The organism is Micromonospora sp. CNZ286 (assembly GCF_014207755.1).
The window spans coordinates 1,647,696-1,671,577 of record NZ_JACHIZ010000001.1 but is presented as its reverse complement, the minus strand read 5'-3'; the positions used below and the strand labels follow the sequence as shown (position 1 = coordinate 1,671,577).

The 23,882-nt window shown below is 73.6% G+C and carries 20 protein-coding genes; 9 read left to right on the top strand and 11 right to left on the bottom strand.

Annotation, left to right across the window (positions count from 1 at the left end; translation table 11 throughout):
* The first annotated feature begins 43 nt into the window (after positions 1-43).
* A complete protein-coding gene (locus FHX31_RS07915; RefSeq protein WP_013475959.1) occupies positions 44-1,468 on the top strand; it encodes an acyltransferase family protein in 1,425 nt (474 codons plus the stop codon).
* A gap of 3 nt (positions 1,469-1,471) precedes the next feature.
* Here the strand turns inward: FHX31_RS07915 and FHX31_RS07910 are convergent, their stop codons facing one another.
* Positions 1,472-2,767 carry an aspartate aminotransferase family protein gene (locus FHX31_RS07910; protein WP_013475958.1) on the bottom strand — a complete coding sequence of 432 codons (1,296 nt, stop codon included), beginning with the start codon at positions 2,765-2,767 and terminating at the stop codon, positions 1,472-1,474.
* A 103-nt stretch (positions 2,768-2,870) separates the two neighbouring features.
* Here FHX31_RS07910 and FHX31_RS07905 point away from each other — a divergent pair, with 103 nt between their 5' ends.
* The gene (locus tag FHX31_RS07905; protein WP_013475957.1) at positions 2,871-3,833 is read left to right on the top strand and encodes a hypothetical protein; all 963 of its coding nucleotides are present in this window, start codon (positions 2,871-2,873) and stop codon (positions 3,831-3,833) included.
* A gap of 57 nt (positions 3,834-3,890) precedes the next feature.
* Here the strand turns inward: FHX31_RS07905 and FHX31_RS07900 are convergent, their stop codons facing one another.
* On the bottom strand, positions 3,891-4,577 hold the full coding sequence (locus FHX31_RS07900; protein ID WP_013287349.1) for a hypothetical protein: 687 nt from the start codon (positions 4,575-4,577) through the stop codon (positions 3,891-3,893).
* 349 nt (positions 4,578-4,926) lie between these two features.
* On the opposite strand from FHX31_RS07900, the gene FHX31_RS07895 reads away from it, so the two are divergent.
* The 3 genes from FHX31_RS07895 to FHX31_RS07885 all read left to right on the top strand — a co-directional run bounded on the left by FHX31_RS07895 (position 4,927) and on the right by FHX31_RS07885 (position 7,027).
* Positions 4,927-5,682 (top strand): TetR/AcrR family transcriptional regulator, encoded by a 756-nt coding sequence (locus tag FHX31_RS07895; RefSeq protein WP_013475956.1) that lies wholly within the window; start codon positions 4,927-4,929, stop codon positions 5,680-5,682.
* 183 nt (positions 5,683-5,865) lie between these two features.
* Positions 5,866-6,495 (top strand): DUF6230 family protein, encoded by a 630-nt coding sequence (locus tag FHX31_RS07890; RefSeq protein WP_013287351.1) that lies wholly within the window; start codon positions 5,866-5,868, stop codon positions 6,493-6,495.
* A gap of 1 nt (position 6,496) precedes the next feature.
* The gene (locus tag FHX31_RS07885; protein WP_047893100.1) at positions 6,497-7,027 is read left to right on the top strand and encodes a DUF6114 domain-containing protein; all 531 of its coding nucleotides are present in this window, start codon (positions 6,497-6,499) and stop codon (positions 7,025-7,027) included.
* Between the two features lies 1 nt (position 7,028).
* On the opposite strand, the gene murD is transcribed toward FHX31_RS07885, so the two are convergent.
* Positions 7,029-8,375 (bottom strand): UDP-N-acetylmuramoyl-L-alanine--D-glutamate ligase, encoded by a 1,347-nt coding sequence (gene murD / locus FHX31_RS07880; protein WP_013475954.1) that lies wholly within the window; start codon positions 8,373-8,375, stop codon positions 7,029-7,031.
* A gap of 83 nt (positions 8,376-8,458) precedes the next feature.
* Here murD and FHX31_RS07875 point away from each other — a divergent pair, with 83 nt between their 5' ends.
* Positions 8,459-9,808, top strand: a complete 1,350-nt coding sequence (locus tag FHX31_RS07875) for a MurL-like N-terminal domain-containing (RefSeq protein WP_013475953.1) — start codon at positions 8,459-8,461, stop codon at positions 9,806-9,808.
* A gap of 143 nt (positions 9,809-9,951) precedes the next feature.
* Here the strand turns inward: FHX31_RS07875 and FHX31_RS07870 are convergent, their stop codons facing one another.
* The 3 genes from FHX31_RS07870 to FHX31_RS07860 form a co-directional block, all read right to left on the bottom strand.
* A complete protein-coding gene (locus FHX31_RS07870; protein ID WP_013475952.1) occupies positions 9,952-11,751 on the bottom strand; it encodes a PucR family transcriptional regulator in 1,800 nt (599 codons plus the stop codon).
* A gap of 143 nt (positions 11,752-11,894) precedes the next feature.
* Positions 11,895-13,346, bottom strand: coding sequence for an argininosuccinate synthase (gene argG, locus FHX31_RS07865; protein ID WP_041799074.1), 1,452 nt, complete (start codon positions 13,344-13,346; stop codon positions 11,895-11,897).
* A 44-nt stretch (positions 13,347-13,390) separates the two neighbouring features.
* Positions 13,391-14,203: a TrmH family RNA methyltransferase gene (locus tag FHX31_RS07860; RefSeq protein ID WP_221488565.1), complete on the bottom strand. Its 813-nt coding sequence runs from the start codon at positions 14,201-14,203 to the stop codon at positions 13,391-13,393.
* Between the two features lie 102 nt (positions 14,204-14,305).
* Here FHX31_RS07860 and FHX31_RS07855 point away from each other — a divergent pair, with 102 nt between their 5' ends.
* Positions 14,306-16,138, top strand: coding sequence for a thiamine pyrophosphate-requiring protein (locus tag FHX31_RS07855; RefSeq protein ID WP_184975652.1), 1,833 nt, complete (start codon positions 14,306-14,308; stop codon positions 16,136-16,138).
* 4 nt (positions 16,139-16,142) lie between these two features.
* Here the strand turns inward: FHX31_RS07855 and FHX31_RS07850 are convergent, their stop codons facing one another.
* A complete protein-coding gene (locus FHX31_RS07850) occupies positions 16,143-16,703 on the bottom strand; it encodes a dihydrofolate reductase family protein (protein ID WP_184975648.1) in 561 nt (186 codons plus the stop codon).
* 121 nt (positions 16,704-16,824) lie between these two features.
* On the opposite strand from FHX31_RS07850, the gene FHX31_RS07845 reads away from it, so the two are divergent.
* Positions 16,825-17,487: a nucleoside/nucleotide kinase family protein gene (locus FHX31_RS07845; RefSeq protein WP_123111117.1), complete on the top strand. Its 663-nt coding sequence runs from the start codon at positions 16,825-16,827 to the stop codon at positions 17,485-17,487.
* 14 nt (positions 17,488-17,501) lie between these two features.
* Here the strand turns inward: FHX31_RS07845 and FHX31_RS07840 are convergent, their stop codons facing one another.
* The 4 genes from FHX31_RS07840 to FHX31_RS07825 all read right to left on the bottom strand — a co-directional run bounded on the left by FHX31_RS07840 (position 17,502) and on the right by FHX31_RS07825 (position 22,324).
* Positions 17,502-19,703, bottom strand: a complete 2,202-nt coding sequence (locus tag FHX31_RS07840) for a transglycosylase domain-containing protein (RefSeq protein ID WP_221488032.1) — start codon at positions 19,701-19,703, stop codon at positions 17,502-17,504.
* Positions 19,704-19,805: 102 nt separating this feature from the next.
* Positions 19,806-20,609, bottom strand: a complete 804-nt coding sequence (locus tag FHX31_RS07835; RefSeq protein WP_013475946.1) for a hypothetical protein — start codon at positions 20,607-20,609, stop codon at positions 19,806-19,808.
* Between the two features lie 129 nt (positions 20,610-20,738).
* Complete coding sequence (locus FHX31_RS07830) at positions 20,739-21,845, bottom strand: SPFH domain-containing protein (protein ID WP_013287363.1); 1,107 nt, start codon at positions 21,843-21,845, stop codon at positions 20,739-20,741.
* A gap of 5 nt (positions 21,846-21,850) precedes the next feature.
* The gene (locus FHX31_RS07825) at positions 21,851-22,324 is read right to left on the bottom strand and encodes an NfeD family protein (RefSeq protein WP_013287364.1); all 474 of its coding nucleotides are present in this window, start codon (positions 22,322-22,324) and stop codon (positions 21,851-21,853) included.
* 98 nt (positions 22,325-22,422) lie between these two features.
* Between FHX31_RS07825 and FHX31_RS07820 the strand changes: the two genes are divergently transcribed.
* Positions 22,423-23,733, top strand: coding sequence for a serine hydrolase domain-containing protein (locus FHX31_RS07820; RefSeq protein WP_123111119.1), 1,311 nt, complete (start codon positions 22,423-22,425; stop codon positions 23,731-23,733).
* The last annotated feature ends 149 nt before the right edge of the window (positions 23,734-23,882 follow it).

The following is a 23,882-nucleotide window of genomic DNA, read 5'->3' as shown; positions in this document are numbered from 1 at the left end:
CGTTATCCGTACCGGTCGGGCCCGGCTGGCCTAGCCTGAGCCCATGCGCCGCCTGCGGCAGCTCGCGCAACGCACGCCGCCGGGGCGGGAGCGCTACATCGACCTGCTCCGGGCGCTGGCCATCACCATGGTCGTGCTCGGCCACTGGGGTGTCACAGCCATCGGGTACGACAACGGCCGCCCCGCCGGCCACTCCGCGCTGGCCGACCTGCGCTGGGCCTGGCCGCTGACCTGGGTGGCCCAGGTGATGCCGGTGTTCTTCCTGGTCGGCGGCTACGCCAACGCCGCCTCGCTGGCCGCCCGCCGGCGCCGGGGCGGGTCGGCAGCCGGGTGGCTGGTGGACCGCAGCGCCCGGCTGGTCCGCCCCACCACCGTGTTGCTGCTGGTCCTGTCAGCGGGCGCGGGGATCGCCACGCTGCGCGGCGCCGACGCGGGGCAGGTGCGCACAGTGGTCTGGTTCGCCACCATCCCGCTGTGGTTCCTGGTCGCCTACGTCGCGGTGGTGGCGCTGACCCCGCCGATGTACGCGCTGCACCGCCGGTTCGGGCTCGCCGTGCCGACGGCGCTCGTGGTGCTGGTCGCGCTCGGCGACCTCGGCCGGCTCCTCGGCCCGGCCGCGCTCGCCGACGGCAACTACCTGTTCGGCTGGCTGGCCGTCCATCAGGTCGGTTTCGCCTGGTACGACGCCGCCCGGGCGGACGCCCGCCGCACCGGCGACGCGGCCGGCGCCGACGCGGCCGATGCTGGTGAAGCCGGACCTCGGGGCCTGTTCCGCCGCGGGCTGCCGCTGTCCGGCCGGGCCGGCGCGGTCCTGCTGGGCGGCGGCCTGGTCGCGCTGGTGCTGCTCACGGTGGCCGGGCCGTACCCGGTGGCGATGCTCCACGTACCGGGCGAGCGGCTGGACAACGCGGCACCGCCGAGCCTGGCGCTGATGGCCGCGGCCGCCGCCCAGCTCGGCCTCATCCTGCTGCTGCGACGCCCGGCCGGGCGCTGGCTGCGCCGGTCCGGCCCCTGGCAGGCGGTGCTCGCGGTCAACGCCGTGGTGCTCACGCTGTTCCTCTGGCACCTGACCGCCGCGGTGCTGCTCGTCGGCCTGTTGGACGCGCTCGGCGTGCTGCCTGCTCCCCCGGTCGGTTCGGCGGCCTGGTGGGCGTGGCGCGTACCGTGGCTGCTCGCGCTGGCCGCGGTGCTGGCCGTGCTGGTCGCCGTCTTCGGTCCGGTCGAGGCCCGCACCCGCCGCCCGGTCGCGACCGGGCCGGCCGGGGCGGGTGGCCGGCGGCTGCGCGCCGGTCTGGCCGTCGCCGGGTACGCGGGCGTGCTGCTCGGCCTGCTGCTGAACAGCCTCGCGCCCAAGACGGCGCCGGAGCCGCTGGGCCTGCCCGCCCCGGCGCTGGTGGCGTACCTGGCCGGGGCGGGTCTGCTGCGGCTGCTCAGGTCCGGACGGGCGGGACGGCGCCGGCCGGGTTGACGCTCACGCCTCGATCGAGGCGCGGATCGCGTCGACCATGATCGTCAGGCCCTCCCGGGCCTCGTCCTCGGTGAGCGTCAGCGGCGGGCCCATCCGGATCACGTTGCCGTAGAGGCCGCCCTTGCCCACGAGCAGGCCGCCGGCCCGGCACGCCTCGAAGACGCGGGTGGTCAGCTCCGCGTCCGGCTCGACGGTGCCCGGGTGGACGAACTCGACGGCGAGCATCAGGCCCTTGCCGCGTACCTCGGCGACCTGCTCCAGCCCGGCGACGGCGGCGCGCAGGCCGTCGCCCAGGATCGCGCCGACCCGGGCGGCGTTGCCCTGCAGGTCGTGGTCGAGCAGGTAGTCGAGCACCGCGTTGCCGGCGGCGGTGGAGACCGGGTTGCCGCCGAACGTGGAGAAGCTGATCGCCGGCACCGACTCCAGCACCTCGGCCCGGCCGACCACCCCGGCGAGCGCGAACCCGTTGCCGATGCCCTTGGCGAACGTGAGCAGGTCCGGCGTCACGCCGTGCGCCTGGTAGCCCCAGAAGTGCTCGCCGGTACGCCCCCACCCGGTCTGCACCTCGTCGCTGATCAGCAGGATGCCGTGCTCGTCGAGCACCTTCTTCCAGGCGGCGAAGAGCCCGTCCGGTCCGTGCACGAAGCCACCGACACCCTGCACCGGCTCGGCGATCAGGCAGGCCACGTCGCCCGCGGTCTGGGTGGCGAGCACCTCGCGCAGGTCCTCGACCGCCGCGTCGACCCGGTCGGCGGCGTCGAGCCGGGCCAGCAGTCCGCGCAGCCGTTCACCGGAGTGCAGCCAGGCCACCTGCAACGGGTTGAGGGCGCTGGCCGACCAGCCGCGGTTGCCGGTGACGCCCATCGTCGCGTACGACCGGCCGTGGTAGCTGTTGCGCACCGCGAGGATCTGGTGCGAGCGCCGGTGGTTCGTGGCGACCAGCAGCGCGGCCTCGTTCGCCTCGGTGCCGGAGTTGGTGAAGAACACGCGGGCGTCCGGGATGCCGGAGAGCCGGGCGATCTTCTCGGCCAGCTCGACCTGCTGCCGGATCAGGTAGAGCGTCGAGGTGTGCACGAGCCCGGTCCGCAGCTGTCGCTCGACCGCCTCCCGGATCTCCGGGATGTCGTGGCCGACCATCGTGGTCAGCACCCCGCCGAAGAAGTCCAGATAGGTCCGGCCGGCCGCGTCGGTGACCCGGCGGCCGGAACCGGCGACGAGTTCCAGCGGTTCGGCATAGTAGAGCGGCATCCAGGAGGGGAGCACGGCCCGGTGCCGGGCCAGCAGGTCGTCGGAGGTCATCGGCGCACCCTTCAGCGGAGGTGGATCCCCGCACGCTCCCACCGCGACCGGGGCAGAAACAACTGTCCCGGGCGGTAGCATCCGCCGGGTGCGGACGGATCAGGTGACGCTGCCGGGCGGCGCGGCGGGCACGACGCGGGCGCAACTCCTGGCCGGGGTCCGGTCCTGGGTGGAGTCGGCGCCGGTGCGGCGTCTCGTGGCGCACTTCGGCGGTGACTGGCCCGGCGGCGACCTGGCTGCGGTGCTGGCCGGGCTGGACGCGTTCTCCGCCCGCCGCTGGGACTTCCGGCAGGGACGGGAACGCCCGGACGCCCGGGAGCCGGCGTTCGACCCGGCCACCGCCGGACTGGTGCTGAGCGCCGCCGCCGCGCTGGGCCTGGTCCGCGCCGTCGCGCCGGCCCGATCCGGGTACGCGCACCTGCTGGTGCTCGGCGGGCTGGCGCACGCCTGCCTGCGGCGTACCGCGTACGCGGCGGTGCTGGCCCGGACGGCGGCCGAGGTGACCGGCGAGGTGGCCGTGCTCGGCAGCTTCCGGCCGCTGTCAGCGGCCGAGTCCCGCACGCTCGACGCCGCCGGCCTGTCCGGCTGCGCCACCGAGGTGGACGTCCTCGACGCCGGGGTGCGGCTGGCGTTCGGGGTAAACGAGCCGGACGACGAGCGCGGCGAGCCGGCCGATCATCCGCACCGGGCCTGGTCCTCGCGCACCTACCGGCCGGCCGGGCTGCCCCCGGTACGGGTGCTCGCCGCGCCGTCGAGCGAACCGGACCGCCGTCGCGCGCACACCGCCGACACGCAGCGGTTCTGGGCCGAGCATGTGCGGCTGCGCGCGGACGACCCGGTGCTGATGGTGACCGCCCCGATCTACGTGCCGTTCCAGCACTGCGACGCGCTGCGGACGCTCGCCGTGCCGTACGGGTGCGGCATCGAGACGGTCGGGGTGGACCCGGCCGCGCGTGCCGCGGTGGCGGTACCGGAGCCGACCCTGACTCCGGGCCGCTACCTCCAGGAGATCCGGTCGGCGCTGCGGTCGATGCGCGCGCTGCACGCGACGCTGACGGCCGGCTGAACCGGCGTGCGGGCCGGCGCCCGGCGAATCGCCGCGCACCGGCCCGAGAGCCGGGTGTCAGTTGACGTAGACCGCCGGGCTGCCGGTCTTGCTGGTGTCCTTCACCGGCGAGTACGACGCGGTGAAGTACGCGGTGCCGAAGCACAGCGACGGGCCGGAGAACTTGGTCAGGGGCTGGTTGGTGAAGCTGATCGAGTTGGTGGCGTTGGACGCCGTGCCGGTCAGCGAGTTCGTGCTGGTGCGGTAGACGCAGGTGATCGCGCCGAGCAGCGAGTTGAGCACGACTGTGCTCTGGATCGGCGCCGCCGTCGTCCCGGAGATCTTGACCACGCCGGCGCTGGTCACCGAGGTGGTGTACGGCAGGTTGTTGACCGTGACGCTCTGCACGCCGGTGGTGCCGAAGACGTTCGTCGTGCAGCTGGTGAACGACTGCGCGGTGAGGCTCTCGGTCGCGGTTCCGGGTGCGGTCGGGTTGGTCAGCACCTTGGCGCTGAAGCTGGACGCGGCGCACTTGATGCCGGTGGTGCCGCTGGTCGAGGAGTAGAACGTGGCGTTGGTGCCGCTGCGCAGGCTGGCCTGGATGACGTCGCCCACCGACACGGCGGTGCCGGCGACGGTCGGGTAGGTCAGCACGGCGCTGGCGAGCGAGGTGGAGGGTGCGGCGGTGGCGGGGGCGGCGCCGACCAGACCGGTCAGCAGCGCCAGGGCGGCGAGGCCCGCGCCGATGCGTCCGTACCTGGGCATGGTTGTTCCTTCCGGCGGTGGGACAGGAAACGGTGCCGGCGGCGTCCGGCATGGACGGAGCCGGTGGGTGCGGCGGCCGGGATCGGGCCGCCGCAGGTGGTGGTGCGCCGCTGCGGCCTCAGCGGGCCGGGCGGCGTGGCGCAGTGCGGCGACGCCGCGTCACCTGGATCTCTCCGGCCTTGGGGGGACGGGTGCGCGCGGCGATAATGGCAGCCATCCGGCCCTCCTTCGACGCGTTCGGGTGACCGACGAGAAGAGATCACCAGCGGTGACGAGGCGTGAACTGAGCGTGTCGAAAGTTATAAACCTCGGAGGGTCGTAAAGTCAACGCATCAAGAAAGGTCGATGAGTGACAGTCCCGAGCCCGCCGTCGCCGGCGCCCGTGCCCCTGCCGGGTGCCCGCCACGGCCGCGACCCGGACCGCGCCATCAAGCGCGGCCCGCGACGCGTGCCGGCCGAGGAGGTGGCGGCGACCCAGCGCGACCGCCTCTTCGACGGGCTGGTCCGGGAGGTCGCCACCCGGGGGTACGACAACGCCCGGGTCAGCGACATCTGCCACGCCGCCGGGGTCACCCGGCCCGCGTTCTACGCGCTGTTCAGCGGCAAGCAGGACGCGTTCCTGGCCGCGTACCGGCACGGCATCGCGGTGGTGTCGCACCTGATGGAGGACGCCTACCGCGACGCCGGCCCGGACTGGCCGGAGGCCGCCCGGGCGGCGCTGCGCACGCTGCTCGACGTGCTGGCGAGCGTGCCCGCCTTCGCCCGGATGGCGCTGGTCGAGGTGGACGCGGCCGGCCCCGACGCACGCCGGGAGCGCGACGCGCTGCTGAGCAGCTTCCGCCGGTTCTTCGCCGACGCCGGGCCGGATCCGGCCGGCGTGGACCGGGACGCACTGTTGTCCATTGTGGTCGGCGGCATCCACGCCACCATCCGTGAGCGGGTGGCGCAGGGGCGGGCCGAGGAGCTGCCGTTGCTGCTGCCGGCGCTCACGTACGCGGCCACCGCGCCGTTCCTCGGCCCGCGGGAGGCGGGCCGTGTCGCCCGGGCGGCCCGGGCGGACGACGGCCCGGCCGCGACCGCGCCCTGCGCGCCCAGCCAGCCCTGAGCGGTGGAAAACCGCAGCGGTTTTTCACTTTGGCCGCTTTTGGCAAATGCCGCCCGACGATCTGCTACAGGCAGTTGACCGCCCCTTTACTCAGCGGTAACTTCGGCCTGCGCCCCTCGGCGCGCACATCCTGCGAAGCCAATTCACATCGTCGCAGATGAATTGATCTCGAAAGGGGCCGGCATGTCGGAGCAGATCGAGCAGATCGAGACCGATCAACCGAGAAGCGGCGTACGCTGGCGCCGGTTCGCTGTCACGTTCGGCGCCGTGGCGGCCGGCGCGGCCGGCATGGTGGTGCTGACCGCGCAGGGTGTGCTCGGCGCGCAGTTCGCCATCTCAGGCATGCCGTTCACTGTCACCGCCGACAAACTGGAGGGCACCGGGTTCGAGCAGTTCGCCACGCTCGACCAGATGATCCCGGACAGCCCCAACCAGGGCGACACCGGCGGGCAGGTGCTCGTGATCGTCTCGGCGATCGACAAGGCCGAGCTGACCAATCTCTGCCAGAGCATCAACCTGGGCGGGACCAACCTGCGGATCACCGCCGGCAATTCCGGCAAGCCGGTGACCGCCCGCACGCTCGTGGTCGACGGCGACGAGATCGCCGGTAACGCCTCCTTCAAGAACATCGACGTCGGGCAGGACGCCAGCACCGTCGACAAGGTCCCCGGGGTCAAGGGCAACCCGGGCGTGTTCGCCCAGCAGGCCGACACCGTGACCATCACCAACCTGCGGCAGAACAACTACGCCACCACCGCCGCCGTCTTCACGCTGCCCAACCTGCGCATGGGCTTCAGCTCCGAAGGGTGCTGACGTGACCGCAGGACAGCACTCGGCGCCCGCCGCCGGCGTCCGTACACGCTGGCGGCGCTGGCGCCGGGCGCGGCCGTTCACCGCCGGGCTGCTCATCGCGCTCGGCGGCGCGGAGATGCTCGTGACGCTGCGCGCGCCGCTCGGGGTGCTGCTGCACGTCGGGCCGCAAGGGCTGGCCGCGTACCTGGTCCCCCTGGTCCTGGTGATCTGCGGCGTGCTGCTGATCACCACGCCGCAGCAACGCGTCTTCTACGCGGTGCTCTCCCTCGTGCTCGGGCTGGTCTCCTGGCTCACCTCGAACCTGGGCGGGTTCCTGATCGGCATGCTGCTGGCGCTCGTCGGCGGCGCGCTCGCGTTCGCGTGGACGCCGGTCAAGCGGCGGGCGACCGACGTCGGCCCGGCGGCCGCGCCCACCGAGGTCGCGCCGGCACCGCGCGAGCCGGTCGACAACTCGGCGCCCACCGAGTCCCTCGACGCGATCCTGTCGGCCGAGCCGGGGCCGCCGCGGCACACGCGGGCGGAGCGCGGCTGACTCAGCGGGCGGTGTCGGCGACCGCCTGCGCGAACACCTCGGAGCGGTGCTCGAAGTTGCGGAACCGGCCGTAGCTCGGCGCCGCCGGGGACAACAGCACCACCCCGCCGGCCGGGGTGAGCTTGCGGGACAGCCCGACGGCGGCGACCAGGTCGTCGGCCAGTTCGGTACGCACCGACGGCAGCCCGGACAGCGCCTCCACGATGCGGGGGCCGCTGTCCGGCACGCCGATCACTGTGATCTCCCGGCCGGCCAGGTGCGCGCGCAGCGGGCTGTAGTCCAGCCCTCGGTCGGCCCCGCCGACGATCACGGTCAGCGGCCGTCCCTCGTACGCGTCGATCGCGTGCATGGCGGCGTACGGGCTGGTGGCGAGCGTGTCGTCGACGAACGTCAGCCCGGACGGGTCGGCGATCTCGGTGAGCCGGTGCGCCAGGCCCTGGAACTCGGCGACCGCCACGGCGAGGCTGTCCTTGCGCGCCACCACATCGACGCCGAGCGCGTCCAGCACCGCCAGCGCGACGCAGAGGTTGCCCTCGTTGTGCCGCCCGACCAGCGGCAGCACGGCGCGCGGGAACAGCGGCGTGTCCCGCAGGTGGAACCACTGCGTGCCGTCCGGCCCGGTGGCCACATGCGTGGTGTCCGGCGAGCCGGCGCGTACCGCCGCACGGTCGCCCAGCTCCGCCGCCAGCCGCGGGTCGGCGCCGTTGACCACCACGGCGTGCGGGCCGTGCGCGATCAGGTTCAGCTTGTCCCGGTAGTACTCCCGCTCACCGCCGTGCGCGTCCAGATGCTCCGGGAACAGCGCGGTCACCACCGCCACCCGCGGCGAGTCGGTCAGGTCGGAGCACTGGTAGCTGGACAGCTCCAGCACGTACAGCTCCGCCTCGGGCAGGTCCAGCAGCGGCACCCCGATGTTGCCGCCGAACACGTTCGGCCGGTCCATCGCGGTGAGCAGGTGACTGATCAGGCTGGACGTGGTGCTCTTGCCCTTGCTGCCGGTCACCCCGACGGTCCGGTCCGCGTGGTCGGCCATCCACAGCGCGCTGCCCTGCGTGACGGGCACTGACCGGCGGCGCAGCTCCACCATCCACGGGTGGGTGTTCGGCACACCCGGCGAGCGGACCACCACGTCGGCGGCTGCGAGGCGCTCGAATCCCTCCTCGCCGGTGACGAGCGGCGCGGCGGCGGCCAGCGGACCGTCCCAGGGCAGGGTGAGGAAGTTGGCGCTGTCGTCGACGACGACCAGGCCGGCCGGCCCGTGCGCGGCGATCGCGGTCACCGCGGCCCGGCCCTCGCGGCCGGCGCCCCAGACGGCGACATGACGTCCGCGCAGATCAGACAGGCGCACGGGCTCTCCTCGGACTCGGTCGACGGCGGGCAGGGTCCGGCCCAGCCGGACACGGACGGACGAACCAGGGCCTAGTATGGCGTGTGCCCAACGAGCAGCTGCGGCGGATGGACGCCTTCACCTTCCCGTCCTACTCGATCGACTTCGCCACCGGCGAGGTCCTGTTCGACTACGCCCTGACCGGTCCCGACGGCGAGCAGCGGTTCACCGAGGTGATCACGCTTCCGCTGCCGGCCGAGCCCGTCTCCGACGCCACAGCGGCCACCCTGGCCCGGGTGCTGGAGCTGCTGCACGTGGTCGCCGGCGTCAGCTACTACAAGGCCGCCGCGCCGCCCCGGCTGGTGCTGCCCGCACCGCTGGGCGCCGCCGCCGTCGCGCTGGTCACCGCCGTCTACACCAAGGGCCTCGCCGAGTACGCGTACCGCAACGAGCTGCCGCACGTGCTGGAACTGCGTCCCGAGGTGCCGTCCGGCACCGTGGACCCGGCGGTGCCGGTGGACAACTCCGACCGTCGTCCGCTGTCGGCGGTGGGCGGCGGCAAGGACTCCATCGTCACGCTGGAGGCGCTGCGCCGCGCCGGCCTCGACCCGGTGCCGTTCTCGGTCAACCCGAACCACGTGATCGTGTCGGTGAACGAGGCGTCCGACCTGGTGCCGCTGGCCGCCCGGCGGCGGCTCGACCCGGTGCTGTTCGAGCTGAACGCGGCAGGGGCGCGCAACGGGCACATCCCGGTCACCGCGATCAACTCACTGATCGCCGTGGCCACCGCCGTCCTGCACGGGCTCGGCCCGGTGGTGATGTCGAACGAGCGTTCCGCGTCCGACCCGAACCTGATCTGGAACGGCCACGAGATCAACCACCAGTGGTCGAAGGGCGTCGAGGCGGAAGGGCTGCTGCGCGCGGCGCTGGCCGAGCACGCCGGGCTCACCGAGCCGTACTTCTCGTTGCTGCGCTCCCTGTCCGAGCTGCACATCGCCCGGCTGTTCGCCGAGATCGACCGGTACGACGCGGTGGTGACCAGCTGCAACGCGGCGTTCAAGCTGCGCGACGCGAGCGAGCGCTGGTGCCGCGACTGCCCGAAGTGCCGGTTCGTGTTCCTGGCCATGGCGCCGTTCATGCCCCGGGAGCGGCTGACCGGCATCTTCGGCGGTGACCTGCTGGCCGACGAGTCCCAGATCCCCGGCTACCGGGAGCTGCTCGGCATCGACGGGCACAAGCCGTTCGAGTGCGTGGGCGAGGTGGAGGAGTCGGTTGTCGCGCTGAGCCTGCTCGCCCAGCAGGACCAGTGGCGCGACGCCCCGGTGGTGCGCGCCCTGGTGGCGGCACTGCCCGACACCGCCTGGCAGGCGGCGGCCACCTCCGACGTGTTCACCCCCGGCGGCGACAACTACGTCCCCGCCCTCTACGCCAAGACCCTGACCGCCCTGACCTGACCGCCCACACGTCATCGATCTTGGAGTTGTGGCACCGCGCAGACCTCGCTTCAGGGGCATTACGGGCGCCACAACTCCAAGATCAACGCGGGACAGCGCGGAGGGGCGGAGGGCGGGACGGGCAGGGTTTGGCCCGGGCGGCGTCAGGGGGTGCGGATGGCGTCCAGGGCGAGCAGGGCCACGTGCAGGGACAGGCACCTGTCCACCGAGTCGAGGTCGGCGTCGAGGATGCGGCCGATGCGGGCCAGCCGTTCGTAGAACGCCGGCCGGGACAGGTGCGCGGCGGCCGCGCCGGCCGACTTGTTGCGCCCCTGCTCCAGGTACGCCCGCAGCGTGCCGAGCAACTGCTCCCGCGGGTGCTGGGCGTCGTAGGCGAGCAGCGGCCCGAGTTCACGCTCGACGAACGTCTGCAACCGGGGCTCGTCACGCAACAGGTGCAGCAGTCCGGCCAGCCCCACGTGCGGCAGCCGGTAGCAGGGCAGATCCCGGGGATCCCGCCGCGCCGCCTCCGCCACCTGCCGCGCCTCGATCAACGACCGGCGTGCCTCGCGCAGGCTGCCCACACCGGACCCGGCCGCCACCACGATCGCGGCTCGGGGCGGCGCGTCGACCGGCCGCGCGCTCCCCGACGCGGCGGCCCGTCCGGCGGGCCGGTCAGGCGACTCCGACGGGCGGGACGCCGGGCGGGCGGCGGGGGCGGCGTCGAGGCGTACCCGGCGCAACGCCGCGGCGAACGCGGACAGTGCCTTCTCCTCGGCGGCCGGGTCGGGGAGCGCCAGCAGCGCGCCCACGGCCTGGTCGTCGAGCGGGCTGGTCAGCGCGGTGAGCTTGGCGTCCCGGACGGCCTGGCTGACCGCCTCGGCGAGGTCGCGCAGCCGGGCCGGGCCGGCTTCCGGGTCCTCGGCGTCGGTGTCGCGGCGCGCGCCCCGGCGGGCGGCGGCCGGCTCGTCGTCGGGGGCGCCCGCGTCACCGGACGGCTCCTCGGCGCGGTGCCGGACCACGACGCCGACCAGGTGGCGGCGGTCCAGGACGACGCCGAGCGCCTTGGCGCGCAGCGCCACCTCGTCCACCGGACGGGTGTGGTCGATCAGGGCGGTCAGCAGCGTACGGTGGATCTGCCGTTCCAGGCCCTCGGCGTCGCGCCGGATCAGCCGGCCCAGCGCCAGCGTGGAGGCGGCCCGTTCGATCAGGATGGTCAGCCGGGTCGGCGGGGTGGACTCGGTCGCCGGCCAGCGCAGCAGCAGTCGTCCCCAGTCCTGTCCCCGCGCACCCACCGTGGTGACGAGCCAGCCGCTGTCCGGGTCGTACGCGGTGCGCCCGGGCGGGCGGATCTGCCGCGAGTGCCGCTCCCAGCCGTCCAGCAGCAGCTGGGCGTTCTCCCCCGCCGGGTCGTACGCGAGCACCTGCCGGGACAGGTTCTCCAGCACCATCGGGCAGCCGGCCAGTTCGGCGGCCTGCCGCAGCACCTCGGCCGGTTCGGCGCCCTCCACCGACAGTTCGGTGAACCGCTGGTGGATCTCCTCGGTGGCGCGCAGCTCGGTGAGCTGGGCGTCCACGATCAGCGCGTGCACCGCCTCGGTGATCCGGACGAACGGGGTGCCCCGGCGCAGCTCGATCAGGGGCAGGCCACGTCGTTCGGCGGCGGCGGCCATCACGCGTGGCACTCCGCTGACGTAGCGGCGGCCCAGTTCGACCACCAGCCCGGAGACGCCGACGTCGGCCAGGGCGCCGATGAACTCGCGGAGGCCGGCGTCGTCGCCGGGAAGGCCGATCCCGGTGGTGAGGACCAGTTCCCCGCCGCCGAGCAGGGTGGCGATGTCGGGCACCTCGGCGATGTGCACCCAGCGCACCGACCGGTCCAGCCCGGCGTTCCCCGCGACCAGGCGCGGCGCGCCGTGGCGCACGGGCACCAGGTCCAGCACCTCACGCACGGTAGGGAACACGGGCGACACGCTACCCTGCGTCACCACCGTTGCCGAAAGCCACACCGCCCGCCGGCCCGCGGGGAGGCGGGACCGGCGGGCGGTCAGGTGAGACGAGCCGCGGACCGCTGCCCGGTGGGGCGACGGTCCGCGGACGGCGGCGGTCAGTCGACGCCGAACTCCATCGCGGCCCGGTCGAGCGCCTCGTCCTCGGCGGTGGGCACGCCCCGGGAGGCGATGGCCTCCGCGCCGCCCTGCGGCATGGCGCCGATCAGCCCGGTCGAGGCCGCCTGGGCGGCGCCGACGATCCGCTGCGGGGTGCCGCCGCCGACCATGCCGACGGAGGCGTACTGCTCCAGCTTGGCCCGGGAGTCGGCGATGTCGAGGTTGCGCATGGTGAGCTGGCCGATCCGGTCGGCCGGGCCGAACGCCGAGTCCTGGGTGCGCTCCATCGACAGCTTGTCCGGGTGGTAGCTGAACGCCGGGCCGGTGGTGTCCAGGATCGAGTAGTCCTCACCCCGGCGCAGCCGCAGCGTGACCTCGCCGGTGACCGCCGTGCCGACCCAGCGCTGCAGCGACTCGCGCAGCATCAGCGCCTGCGGGTCCAGCCAGCGGCCCTCGTACATGAGGCGGCCGAGGCGGCGGCCCTCGTTGTGGTAGTTCGCGAGCGTGTCCTCGTTGTGGATGGCGTTGACGAGCCGCTCGTACGCGGCGTGCAGCAGCGCCATGCCGGGGGCCTCGTAGATGCCGCGGCTCTTGGCCTCGATGATCCGGTTCTCGATCTGGTCGGACATGCCCAGGCCGTGCCGGCCGCCGATGGCGTTGGCCTCCAGCACCAGGTCGACGGCGCTGCCGAACTCCTTGCCGTTGATCGTCACCGGGCGGCCCTGGTCGAAGCCGATGGTGACGTCCTCGGTGGGGATCTCCACGGACGGATCCCAGAACTTCACGCCCATGATCGGCTCGACGGTCTCGATGCCGGTGTCCAGGTGTTCGAGCGTCTTGGCCTCGTGGGTGGCGCCCCAGATGTTGGCGTCGGTGGAGTACGCCTTCTCGGTGCTGTCCCGATAGGGCAGGCCGCGCTCCAGCAGCCACTCCGACATCTCGGTGCGGCCGCCCAGCTCGGTGACGAAGTCGGTGTCCAGCCACGGCTTGTAGATCCGCAGTTGCGGGTTCGCCAGCAGGCCGTACCGGTAGAACCGCTCGATGTCGTTGCCCTTGAACGTCGAGCCGTCGCCCCAGATCTGCACGTCGTCGGCGATCATCGCGCGGACCAGCAGCGTGCCGGTCACGGCCCGGCCCAGCGGCGTGGTGTTGAAGTAGGCCCGCCCGCCGGAGCGGATGTGGAAGGCGCCGCAGGTCAGCGCCGCCAGCCCTTCCTCGACCAGGGCGGCGCGGCAGTCGACGAGGCGGGCGACCTCGGCGCCGTAGCTGAGCGCGCGGCCGGGCACCGAGGCGATGTCGGGCTCGTCGTACTGGCCGATGTCAGCGGTGTAGGCGCAGGGGACGGCACCCTTGTCGCGCATCCACGCGACGGCTACCGAGGTGTCGAGGCCGCCGGAGAAGGCGATGCCGACACGTTCGCCGATGGGCAGGGAGGTGAGAACCTTGGACACAAGGAAGATTATGCACGGTCTCGCATGGTCATGCAAGCCGTACGTCAGAGCGCGTCGTCCCGCCCCAGCTCCCAGAACGCCACCGCCGCGGCGGCCGCCACGTTCAGCGAGTCCACGCCGCGCCGCATCGGGATCACCACCCGCACGTCGCTGGCGGCCTGCGCCGCCGCGGTCAGCCCCGGCCCCTCCGCCCCGAGCAGCAACGCCGCCCGCTCGCGCTGCGCCGGGGTCAGCCGCTGCATCGGTACGGCATCAGGCGCCGGCGTCATCGCGAGCACTGTGAACCCGGCCGCCCGGACCTGGTCCAGCCCGCCGGGCCAGCTGTCGAGCTTGGCGTACGGCACCGCGAACACCTCGCCCATGCTGACCCGTACGCTGCGCCGGTACAGCGGGTCGGCGCAGGTCGGGGACAGCAGCACCGCGTCGACGCCGAGCGCTGCGGCGCCCCGGAAGATCGCGCCCAGGTTCGTGTGGTTGTTGACGTCCTCCAGGATCACCACCCGCCGGGCGGCGGCGAGCACCTCGTCGGCGGAGCGCAGCGGCTTGCGGTGGAACGAGGCGAGCACGCCCCGGTGCACGTGGAAACCGGTGGCGCGCTGGAGCACGTCCGGCGTCGCCGCGTACACCGGCGCGTCACCGGTGTCCAGGTCGGCGAGCTGGTCCACCCGCTTGGCGTCGACCAGGTACGACCGGGCCGGGTAGCCGGCCCGCAGCGCCCGCCGCAGCACCAGCTCCCCCTCGGCGATGAACAGCCCGTGCGGCGGTTCCCAGCGGGTACGCAGCTCCACGTCGGTGAGCGCGCGGTAGTCGGCGATCCGGTCGTCGTCGGGGTCGGTGATCTCGTGGACGGGCACCAGGCGATTCTGCCCGGCCCGCCCGGTCGCTCCGGCGCGGGCCGGGTTTCCGTCGTCCCGGGCGGGGAACGGAGCCGGAAGGCCGACGGTGACGGAGGGACCAGGATGGGCGCGGATCACGACGGCAACCTCCCCCGCGACGCCACCGTCGCCGACTACCTGGTGGCCCGGCTCGCCGAGTGGGGCGTGCACCGCTACTACGGCTACCCGGGCGACGGGATCAACGGCATGACCTCGGCGTTGCAGCGGGCCGAGGGGCGGGCCCGGTTCATCCAGGTCCGGCACGAGGAGACGGCCGGTTTCGCGGCCGGCGCGCACGTCAAGTACGGCGGCGGCCCGCTCGGATGCGTGGTGGTGACCAGCGGCCCCGGCGCGATCCACGCCCTCAACGGCCTCTACGACGCGAAGCTCGACCACCAGCCGGTGGTGGCGCTGCTCGGGCACACCGCGCTGCCCGCCGAGGGCGGCGGCTACTACCAGGAGGTGGACCTGCTCTCCCTCTACAAGGATGTGGCGTCGGCGTTCCTGGCCCAGCTCGACGACCCGTCGCAGGCCCGGCACCTGGTCGACCGGGCCTGCCGGACGGCGCTGGCCCGGCGTACCGTGACCGCCCTGGTCCTGCCCTCCGACGTGCAGGACCTGCCGGCGGTGCCGCACCCGCCGCACGCCCACGGCTACTACCACACCAGCGCAGTGCCGAGCAGCGAGCCGACGGTGCCGCCGGAGGCCGACGTGCGCCGCGCCGCCGAGGTGCTGCGCGGCGGCGAGCGGGTGGCGATGCTGGTCGGGCAGGGCGCGCTGGGCGCCGAGGACGAGGTACGCCGGATCGCCGACCGGCTCGGCGCCGGGGTCGCCACCGCGCTGCTCGGCTTCACCGCCGTCGACCACCGGCAGCCCTGGGTGACGGGCGCGATCGGCCTGCTCGGCAGCCGGCCGAGCTGGCAGCTCATGCGCGAGTGCGACAGGCTGCTGATCGTCGGCAGCCAGATGCCGTACTCGGAGTTCTACCCGCCGGAGGGCCAGGCCCGGGCGGTGCAGATCGACATCGACGGCACCCGGATGGGGTTGCGTTACCCGACCGAGGTGAACCTGACCGGCGACGCCGGGCCGACGCTGCGCGCCCTGCTCAAGGAGCTGGGCCCGGGGCCGGGCCCGACCGCCTGGCGGGCCACCCTCACCGACGCCACCGGCAAGTGGCGGGCCTCGCAACGCGAGGTCGCCGCCCAGCCGGCCGACCCGGTCAACCCGCAGTCGCTGTTCACCTCGCTCGACGACGCGCTACCGGGCGACGCCATGCTCGCCGTGGACTGCGGCACCGCCACCGCCTGGTACGCCCGGCACGTGCGGGTCCGCCCCGGCATGCTGGCCAGCCTCTCCGGCACGCTGCTCTCAATGGGCGGCGGCATGCCGTACGCGCTGGCGGCGAAGTTCGCCCACCCGGACCGGCCGGTGATCGCGCTGCTCGGCGACGGCGCGATGCAGATGAACGGCGTCAACGAGCTGATCACGGTGGCGAGGTACTGGCGGGAGTGGGCCGACCCCCGGTTCGTGGTGCTGGTGCTCAACAACCGGGATCTGGCCTTCGTCAGCTGGGAGCAGCGGTCCGGCGAGGGCACGCCGATGTTCCCGGACAGCCAGGACCTGCCGGACGTCGCGTACCACAGGTGGGCCGAGGTGCTGGGCCTCGGCGGTGAGCTGGTCGACTCCCCCGACCGGGTGGACGGCCTGTGGCAGCGGGTGCTCGACGCGGACCGGCCGGTGGTGGTGAACGCCGTGGTGGACCCGGCCGAGCTGATGCTGCCGCCGCACTTCACCGTCGAGCAGGCCCGCAAGACCGCCGCCGCGGTGCTGCGCGGGGACAGCGACCGGGCCGGCATCATGCGGCGCGGCGTGCCGGCCGCGCTCGCCACGTACCGGCCCCGCCGCCGGGGCCGCTGAGGCGTCAGGCCCGCCCGTAGCGCAGCAGCACCGACCGTCCGTCGAACCGGCGCGTCTCGACCAGCCGCAGGCTCTGCCGGGCCAGGCCGGGCAGCACCTGCCGTCCGCCGCCGAGCACCACCGGGTGCACGATCACCTCGTAGGTGTCGACGAGCCCGAGCGCGGCCAAGGCCGTCGCCGCGCCGGTGCCGCCGGTGACCAGCAGGTCGCCGGGGAACCGCTCGCGGACCTCGGCGAACTCCTTCGCCAGGTCGCCGCCGCCGACCACAACGGCGCCGTGGGGAGCCTCGGCGAGCGTGCGGGAGACCACGACCTTCGGGGTACGCCGCCAGATCGGCGCGAAAGCCAGGTCGTGCGGGTGGTCGGAGATCGACTCGACCTGCGGCCAGTACGAGGACATCATCTCCCACACCCGCCGCCCGTAGACGAAGGCGGCGGCCCGCTCGGCCAGCCCGATCGAGTACGCGGACAGCTCCTCCCCCATCTCCGGCCAGTCGAACTCGCCGTTCGGGCCCTCGATGAAGCCGTCGACCGACGTGTGCACCCCGTAGACGACGTTGCCCATGCGCTGCTCCTCCGCGTATCGGCGCGTCCCGGTCGGACACGCTCACCGGTGGGTCGGAGCCGCCCGGCCGGATCCGACACGTCCCGTGGAGAGTTGTCCGGGTGCGTTAGCGTCCGGGCCCATGGGCCGCCCCGTGATGATCGCGCTGATCGGCGTCGACGGCTCCGGCAAGACCACCCAGGCCAGGGCTTTGGCGGCGCGGCTGCGCGAGCGGGGTGTGCGGGCGCGGTACTTCGAGAACGCCGGTGGGCGGCCGCTGTGGAACCGGCTGGCGCGGGCGCTCGGCCGCGCCGACGGGACGGCGCTGTTCGGCCGTACCGTCTATCCGGCGCTGGAGGCGACGGTGCGCGCGGCGGCGATGGCCCGGACCGTCGCGGTGGCCCGCCTGACCGGACAGGTGGCGGTGCTGGACCGGTGGACCTGGTGCCAGGACGTGATCATGGCGGCCCGCGGCGACCGGGGACGGCGCGCGGTACGCACCGTCTACGCGGTCTTCCCGCGCCCGGCGGTGGTGTGTTTCCTCGCCACCTCGCCCGGGGTGGCGCAGCGGCGGGTGGCCGCGCGGGGCATCGACACCGAGGAGCTGGCGCACCTGCGCGCGCTGGACGGTGCGTACCGGGCACTGCCGGAGTTCGGCTCGTTCGTCACGCTCGACGGCGACGGCACCCCGGACGAGGTGGCCGCCGCCCTCGACGCGGTCGTGGACGCGGCCGTCGACGCGGTTGCGGGTCCGGCGCCGCGGCGCGGCGTTAAGAAGGGGCCCTTCCTCTACCGGAGGCGTTAAGAAGGGGCCCTTCCTTACCCGCGGCCGCGCAGCCAGCGCAGCACGTCGGAGGGCAGCTCGCTGTCCTGGCGCTGCTCGCGGCGGTCCGGCTCGGTCCGGCGGGGCGGCTGCGGGCGCTGCGGGTCGCCGACCAGCGCCCGGCTCGGCGCGGTGAAGTCGGCCACCGGCTTGCCGGCGAGCGCCGTCTTGATGGTCCGGGCCACCGCGTCGATCACCTTGGCCTGCACGGCGGAGCCGACCAGGTCGGTGACGTCGTCCGGGTTGGCGGCGATGCCGGCGACCGCGACCTGCGGGGTGTAGCCGACGAACGTCTCGGTGGCGTTGCGCTCCGAGCTGCCGGTCTTGCCGGCCACCGGGCGGCCGACGATCCGGTCGACGGCGGTGGCGGTGCCGCCGTTGCACTGGTCGAACGCGGACTGCTGGCCGACCGGGCAGCGGGCCGCGTCGGTGGCGGCGCGGGCCACGTCCGGTTCGAGCACCCGCTTGCAGGACGGCTGCGCCACGTCGACGGCGCCGCCGTCCGGCGCGGTCACGGAGACCACCGGCAGCGGCGTGCAGTACGTGCCCTCGGCGGCCACCGTGGCGTACGCGTTCGCCAGGTCCAGCGGGGTGGTGGCGGCGACGCCGAGCGTGAACGCGCCCCAGTTGGCGGCGTTGTCGCGGGCGAACGCGGCGTCGGAGTCGGCCCGGAAGGTGATGCCGAGGCGCTGGGCCATCTCCACCACCTTGTCCTCGCCGACCTGCTCGGCCAGCCAGACGAAGTACGTGTTGACGGAGCGGCCGAAGCCGTCCCACATCATCCGGTAGCCGTCCATCCACTGCGGGTTGGCGTTCGCCGGGCACCACGTGCCGTCGCAGTTGCCCTCGTCGTCCGAGGCGTACCGGGTGGGCAGCCTGCTGGGGGCGTCGAAGCCGGTGGACAGCGGCTTGCCGGCCTCCAGCGCGGCCAGCATCGTGAACATCTTGAACGTCGAGCCGGCCTGGTAGCCGTCGACGCTGGCGCCGCCGGAGATCAGCGGGTTGACCGTGTTCGGGTGGTTGGCCTGCCCGTCCGGGTTGGCGTCGAGGCTGTAGTGCCGGTTCACCGCCATGGCGAGCACCCGGCCGGTGCCGGGCTCGACCGCCGCGATCGGCAGCGCCCGCTTGTTGCCGTACCCGTAGACCTTGGTGGCCTGCTCCTGCGCGGTCTGCTGGATCTCCGGGTCGAGCGTGGTGACGACGCGGTAACCGCCCCGGCGCAGTGCCTGCTCCCGCTCCTCGGGCGTGCTGCCGAAGGCCGGCTGGGTGAGCCACCAGCGGCGCAGGTAGTCGCAGAAGAAGCCCCAGTCGTCGTGCCCCTGGGCGGTGGCGGTGCAGCCGTTGGGCTGGGCGGTCGGGCGCAGCGTCAGCGGCTCGGTCTTCGCGGCCGCGGCCTGCTGCGCGGTGATCGCGCCGGTCTCGGCCATCGCGTCGAGCACGTACCCGCGCCGGGCCAGCGCCTGGTCCTTGTCGCCGTCGATCGGGCTGTACGCGTCGGGCGACTGCACCAGGCCGGCGAGCAGCGCCGCCTCGCCCAGCGTCAGGTCGGCCGGCGCCTTGCCGAAGTAGCGCTGGCCGGCGGCGGCGACGCCGTACGCGCCGGAGCCGAAGTACGCGATGTTGAGATAGCGGTTGAGGATCTCGTCCTTTGAGAGCGACTGCTCCAGCGCGTTCGCGTACCGGATCTCCTGGAGCTTGCGCCCGACGGTCTGCTCGGTGGCGGCCTGCCGCTCCTCCGGGGTGCGGTTCGGGTCGGTCTTGAGCACGTTGCGGACGTACTGCATGGTCAGCGTGGACCCGCCCTGCTCGGTGCCGCCGCCCTTGACGTTCGCCACCAGCGCGCGGGCGATGCCGCGCAGGTCAGCGCCGCCGTGCGAGTAGAACCGCCGGTCCTCGGCCGCGATGATCGCCTGCCGCATCACCGGGGCGATCTCGTCCAGCGACACGTCGGTGCGGTTCACGTCGTAGAACGTGGTGATCAGGGTGGTGCCGTCGTTGGCGTAGAGGTAGGAGCGCTGCGGCTGCACGGGGGTGCGCAGCGCGTCGGGCAGGTCCGCGTACGCGCCGAGCGCGGCCCGCGCGGCGAACCCGCCGAGCAGGCCGCCGGGAAGCGCGGCGAGCGCGAGGACGAGCCCGGCGAGCAGGCCGGCCAGCAGCACGGTGAACAGCCGCGAGAGCGGCGACCTGGGAGACGGCATGGACGCAAGGATTGCCACGAAAGCCGCCTACCGGCCACCTCGCCAGGCAACTGTCAGTTACCTCACGGCAACCGTTCAGCTCCCGGCGGCCGGACGAACCGGTCATCCGGCGCCGAGCGGGCCCTTCGGTGACGTCGGCGGCACCGGTGCGGCGGCGACGCTGGCGGCTGCGGCGTCCCGGGCGATGGTCTCGGGCACCAGGCGGCCGCTGCGGTAGCCGATGCCGATGCCGGCGACCAGCACGAAGATCGCGCCGAACGTCTGGAGCGAGCCGATCAGCGCGCCGCCCAGGCCGAGCAGCGGGGCGGCGATCATCAGCATGGTCCCGTCGCCGTAGGAGAACATCCCGGACCGGGCGACCGACCAGCCGGTCAGGAACCAGCCCACGCTGTAGAGGGTGGCGCCGAACAGCACGATGCCGCGTGCGGTCACGCCGAACACCGGCGTCTGCTCGGCCAGCCCGGCGAACGGCAGCATCAGCACCATCCCGCCGATGCTCGCCAGCAGCCCGGCCAGCGCGACGCGGCGGCAGCGGGTGGCGGCGAGCAGGCCGGTGAGCGCGAGCAGGGCGAGCAGCCCCAGCCACACCGAGGCGACCCAGCCGACCAGGTAGAGCGGCCGGCCATCGGCCGGATACGGGTCGTTGCCCACACCGCCGTCGCTGGCCATCGCCACCAGGCCGTAGAGGACCGCGTACGCCGGGAGCAGCCAAACCGCCGCGCGGGCGAACCGGCGGATCGACCAGGCCCAGGTCGCGTCGGTCGCCGGCGCTCCCGGACCGGGTTCGGAGACGAACGGCAGGACCCCGAAACCCCCTCCGGTACGCCGGGAGCCGATCGGACCGGCGGGGTCGTGCGCGCCGGGGACCGGGGTACGGGAGAACAGCCGGTTCGCCGGGTCCTTCATGCCTCACCTCGTTCGCGCCACGGGCGGCCCGGGACGCGCAAACGGCGCTCCGGCCCTGCTCACCACCCGTCCTGGAACCGATGGTGGCAGTCGCCGGAGCGCCGTATGAGGGATTCTCGGATTTGCCGGTCAGCCCCGCTCGCGCTGGTCCGCCGGGTCGTTCACCAGGCTGGCCGGGGACACCGGCTCCGGCGCGGGCAGACCCTTCGGGTTGTTGCCGCCGGTGGCCTGCGCCTCCGCCACGCGTACCTCGTCGTGGATCTCCTGGGCCGCGACGGCCGCGGCCTGGGCGGCCTCGGCGGCCTCCCGCTCGACCTCGCCGGCGCTCTTGGCGGCCTCCGGCGACGGCACGTCGCCGGCCATGTTCGCGAGCCCGCCCAGCGCGCCGCCCATGCCCTCCAGGGCCTTGGTCAGCTCGGTCGGGACGATCCAGACCTTGTTGGCGGTGCCGTTGGCGATCTGCGGCAGCGCCTGGAGGTACTGGTAGGCGAGCACCTTCTGACTCGGGTTGGCGGTGTGGATCGCGTCGAAGACGGTACGGATCGCCTTGGCCTGGCCCTCCGCCTGGAGGATCCGGGCCTGCCGGTCACCGTCGGCACGCAGCACCGCGGCCTGCTTCTCACCCTCGGCGGTGAGGATCTGCGACTGCTTGTGCCCCTCGGCGTTGAGGATCGCGGCACGGCGGTCCCGCTCGGCGCGCATCTGCTTCTCCATCGAGTCGCGGATGCTCGGCGGCGGCTCGATCGCCTTGATCTCGACCCGGGTCACCTTGATGCCCCAGCGGCCGGTGGTCTCGTCCAGCACGCCGGACAGGTGCCGGTTGATCTCCTCGCGGCTGGTCAGCGCGCGCTCCAGGTCGAGCGAGCCGATCACGTTACGCAGCGTGGTGACGGTGAGCTGCTCGATGGCCTGGAGGAAGTTGGAGATCTCGTAGGTGGCGCGAACCGAGTCGACCACCTTGAAGTAGAGGACCGTGTCGATCGAGACGACCAGGTTGTCGGAGGTGATCACCGGCTGGGGCGGGAAGCTGACCACCTGCTCGCGCATGTCGACCTTGGTGCGCACCGCGTCGACGAACGGCACCAGCAGGTTGAGGCCCGGGTTCAGCGTGCGCTTGTACCGGCCCAGCCGCTCCACCACGTCCTGACGCTGCTGCGGCACGATCCGCACCGCCTTGAACAGCGTCACCACACCGATCAACGCCACCGCGATCATCAGGATCGCCAGAAACTCCATACCGTTCACCTTTTCGCTTCGGGCAGCTCACCCGGGGTGGAAATGTCGTCCTGCCATACCAGGGCGGTAGCGCCCCGGACCTTGATCACCTGCACCCGCTCACCCTCGGCGTACGTGCGCGTCGCGTCGTACGAGCGGGCCGTCCACAGCTCACCATCGATCTTGACCATGCCCCGGTCGGCGTCGACCGGCTCCAGGACCACAGCGGTGGCCCCCTCCAGCGCCTCGACCCCGAACGGCTGTTCCCCGGTCTCCAGCGTCGGCCGGGCGTGCCGCCGGACCACCGGACGGACCACCGCCACCGACAGCGCCGACACCGCCGCGAAGACCACCGCCTGGAGCGCCACCGGCGCACCGAGCGCCGCGGCGCCGGCGGCGGCGAACGCCCCGACCCCGAACATGATCAGGAAGAGCGTCGTCGTGAAGATCTCGGCGACCGCTAATACCACACCCAGAACGATCCAGAACACGGCGTCCACGAGAACAATCCTGACACGTCAACGCACGTGTCATCGAACTGTCATGATCGCTAGGCTCGGCACGGCGTACCGCGGCACCCGCCGACGAGGAGGACGACATGCCCCTGCTGCCCGAGACCGCGCGTCAGGTGGACCTGCTGGTCGCCCGGGCCCAGGCCGAGGGGCGCGGTCCCTCGCTCGCCCTCGGCGTGGTCCGCGACGGCCGGCTGGCGCACCTGGCGGTCGTCGGTGAGACGCCCCGCCCGGACGGCGACCTCCAGTACCGGGTCGGCTCGATCACCAAGACCATGACCGCGGTGCTGGTGATGCAGCAGCGCGACGCCGGCCGGCTGGCGCTCGACGACCCGCTCGACGCCCACCTGCCCGGCACCCCGGTCGGCGCGGTGACGGTGCGCCACCTGCTCGGGCACGTCAGCGGCCTGCAACGCGAGCCGGACGGCGACTGGTGGGAGCGCGCCGAGGGCACGGACCTGGACACGCTGCTGGCCGGGCTGACGCCGGACAAGATCGCCCATCCGCCGCACTTCGTCTACCACTACTCGAACCTGGCGTACGGGCTGCTCGGCGCCGTGCTGGAACGGATCACCGGCACCCCGTGGGCGGACCTGCTGACCGAGCGGCTGCTGACACCGCTGGGCATGCGCCGCACCACGTACCACCCCACCGAGCCGTACGCCCCCGGTTACGTCGTCCACCCCTGGCACGAGACGCTGCGGGAGGAGCCGCGTACCGACACCGGGGCGATGGCCCCGGCCGGGCAGCTCTGGTCGACGGTCGAGGACCTGGGCCGCTGGGCGGCGTTCCTGGCCGACCCGGACCCGGCGATGCTCTCCCCCGCCACGCTCACCGAGATGTGCGCCCCAGTGGTGATCAACGACCTGGACTCGTGGACCGGCGGCCACGGCCTCGGCGTGGAGCTCTACCGGGTCGGCGACCGGGTGTACGTCGGGCACGGCGGCTCCATGCCCGGGTACGTCGCCGGCCTGGCCGTGCACCGGCCCACCCGCACCGCCGTGGTCAACTTCGCCAACGCGTACGGGCTGCGCGGCCACCACATCGGCGCGCTCGGCCGGGAGGCGCTCACGCTGGTGCTGGACGCCGAACCGGCCGCACCCGCCCCCTGGCGCCCGGCCGGCCCGCCCGCCGCCGACGTGGCCGCGCTGACCGGCCGCTGGTGGTGGATGGGCGGCGAGTACGAGTTCCGCGTCGACGCCGCCGGTGACCTGGTCGGCGGTCAGGTGGGCAGGCCGGTGCTCCGGTTCACCCCGGAGGGCCCGGACCGGTGGCGGGGCCGCTCCGGCTCCCAGGACGGCGAGATCCTCACCGTCATCCGAGACGGTTCCGGCACCCCGACAGCCCTGGACATAGCCACCTTCGTCCTGACCCGCACCCCCGACGAACTCCCCTGACAGCCCCACCCGCCCCACCCGCGCCCGCCCCCACCACGCCCCACCCCGCCTCGCCTCGCCCCCGTCGATCTTGCACTTGCGGCCCGCACTTCGCCCCATATGCCCGATCCACACGGACCACAACTGCAAGATCGACGCACACTCCGGCC

Coding starts and splice junctions, on each gene's coding strand:
- FHX31_RS07915 (WP_013475959.1), top strand. CDS start 44: ATGCGCCGCCTGCGGCAGCTCGCGCAACGCACGCCGCCGGGGCGGGAG.
- FHX31_RS07910 (WP_013475958.1), bottom strand. CDS start 2,767: ATGACCTCCGACGACCTGCTGGCCCGGCACCGGGCCGTGCTCCCCTCC.
- FHX31_RS07900 (WP_013287349.1), bottom strand. CDS start 4,577: ATGCCCAGGTACGGACGCATCGGCGCGGGCCTCGCCGCCCTGGCGCTG.
- FHX31_RS07890 (WP_013287351.1), top strand. CDS start 5,866: ATGTCGGAGCAGATCGAGCAGATCGAGACCGATCAACCGAGAAGCGGC.
- FHX31_RS07855 (WP_184975652.1), top strand. CDS start 14,306: ATGGGCGCGGATCACGACGGCAACCTCCCCCGCGACGCCACCGTCGCC.
- FHX31_RS07850 (WP_184975648.1), bottom strand. CDS start 16,703: ATGGGCAACGTCGTCTACGGGGTGCACACGTCGGTCGACGGCTTCATC.
- FHX31_RS07845 (WP_123111117.1), top strand. CDS start 16,825: ATGGGCCGCCCCGTGATGATCGCGCTGATCGGCGTCGACGGCTCCGGC.
- FHX31_RS07840 (WP_221488032.1), bottom strand. CDS start 19,703: ATGCCGTCTCCCAGGTCGCCGCTCTCGCGGCTGTTCACCGTGCTGCTG.
- FHX31_RS07835 (WP_013475946.1), bottom strand. CDS start 20,609: ATGAAGGACCCGGCGAACCGGCTGTTCTCCCGTACCCCGGTCCCCGGC.
- FHX31_RS07830 (WP_013287363.1), bottom strand. CDS start 21,845: ATGGAGTTTCTGGCGATCCTGATGATCGCGGTGGCGTTGATCGGTGTG.
- FHX31_RS07820 (WP_123111119.1), top strand. CDS start 22,423: ATGCCCCTGCTGCCCGAGACCGCGCGTCAGGTGGACCTGCTGGTCGCC.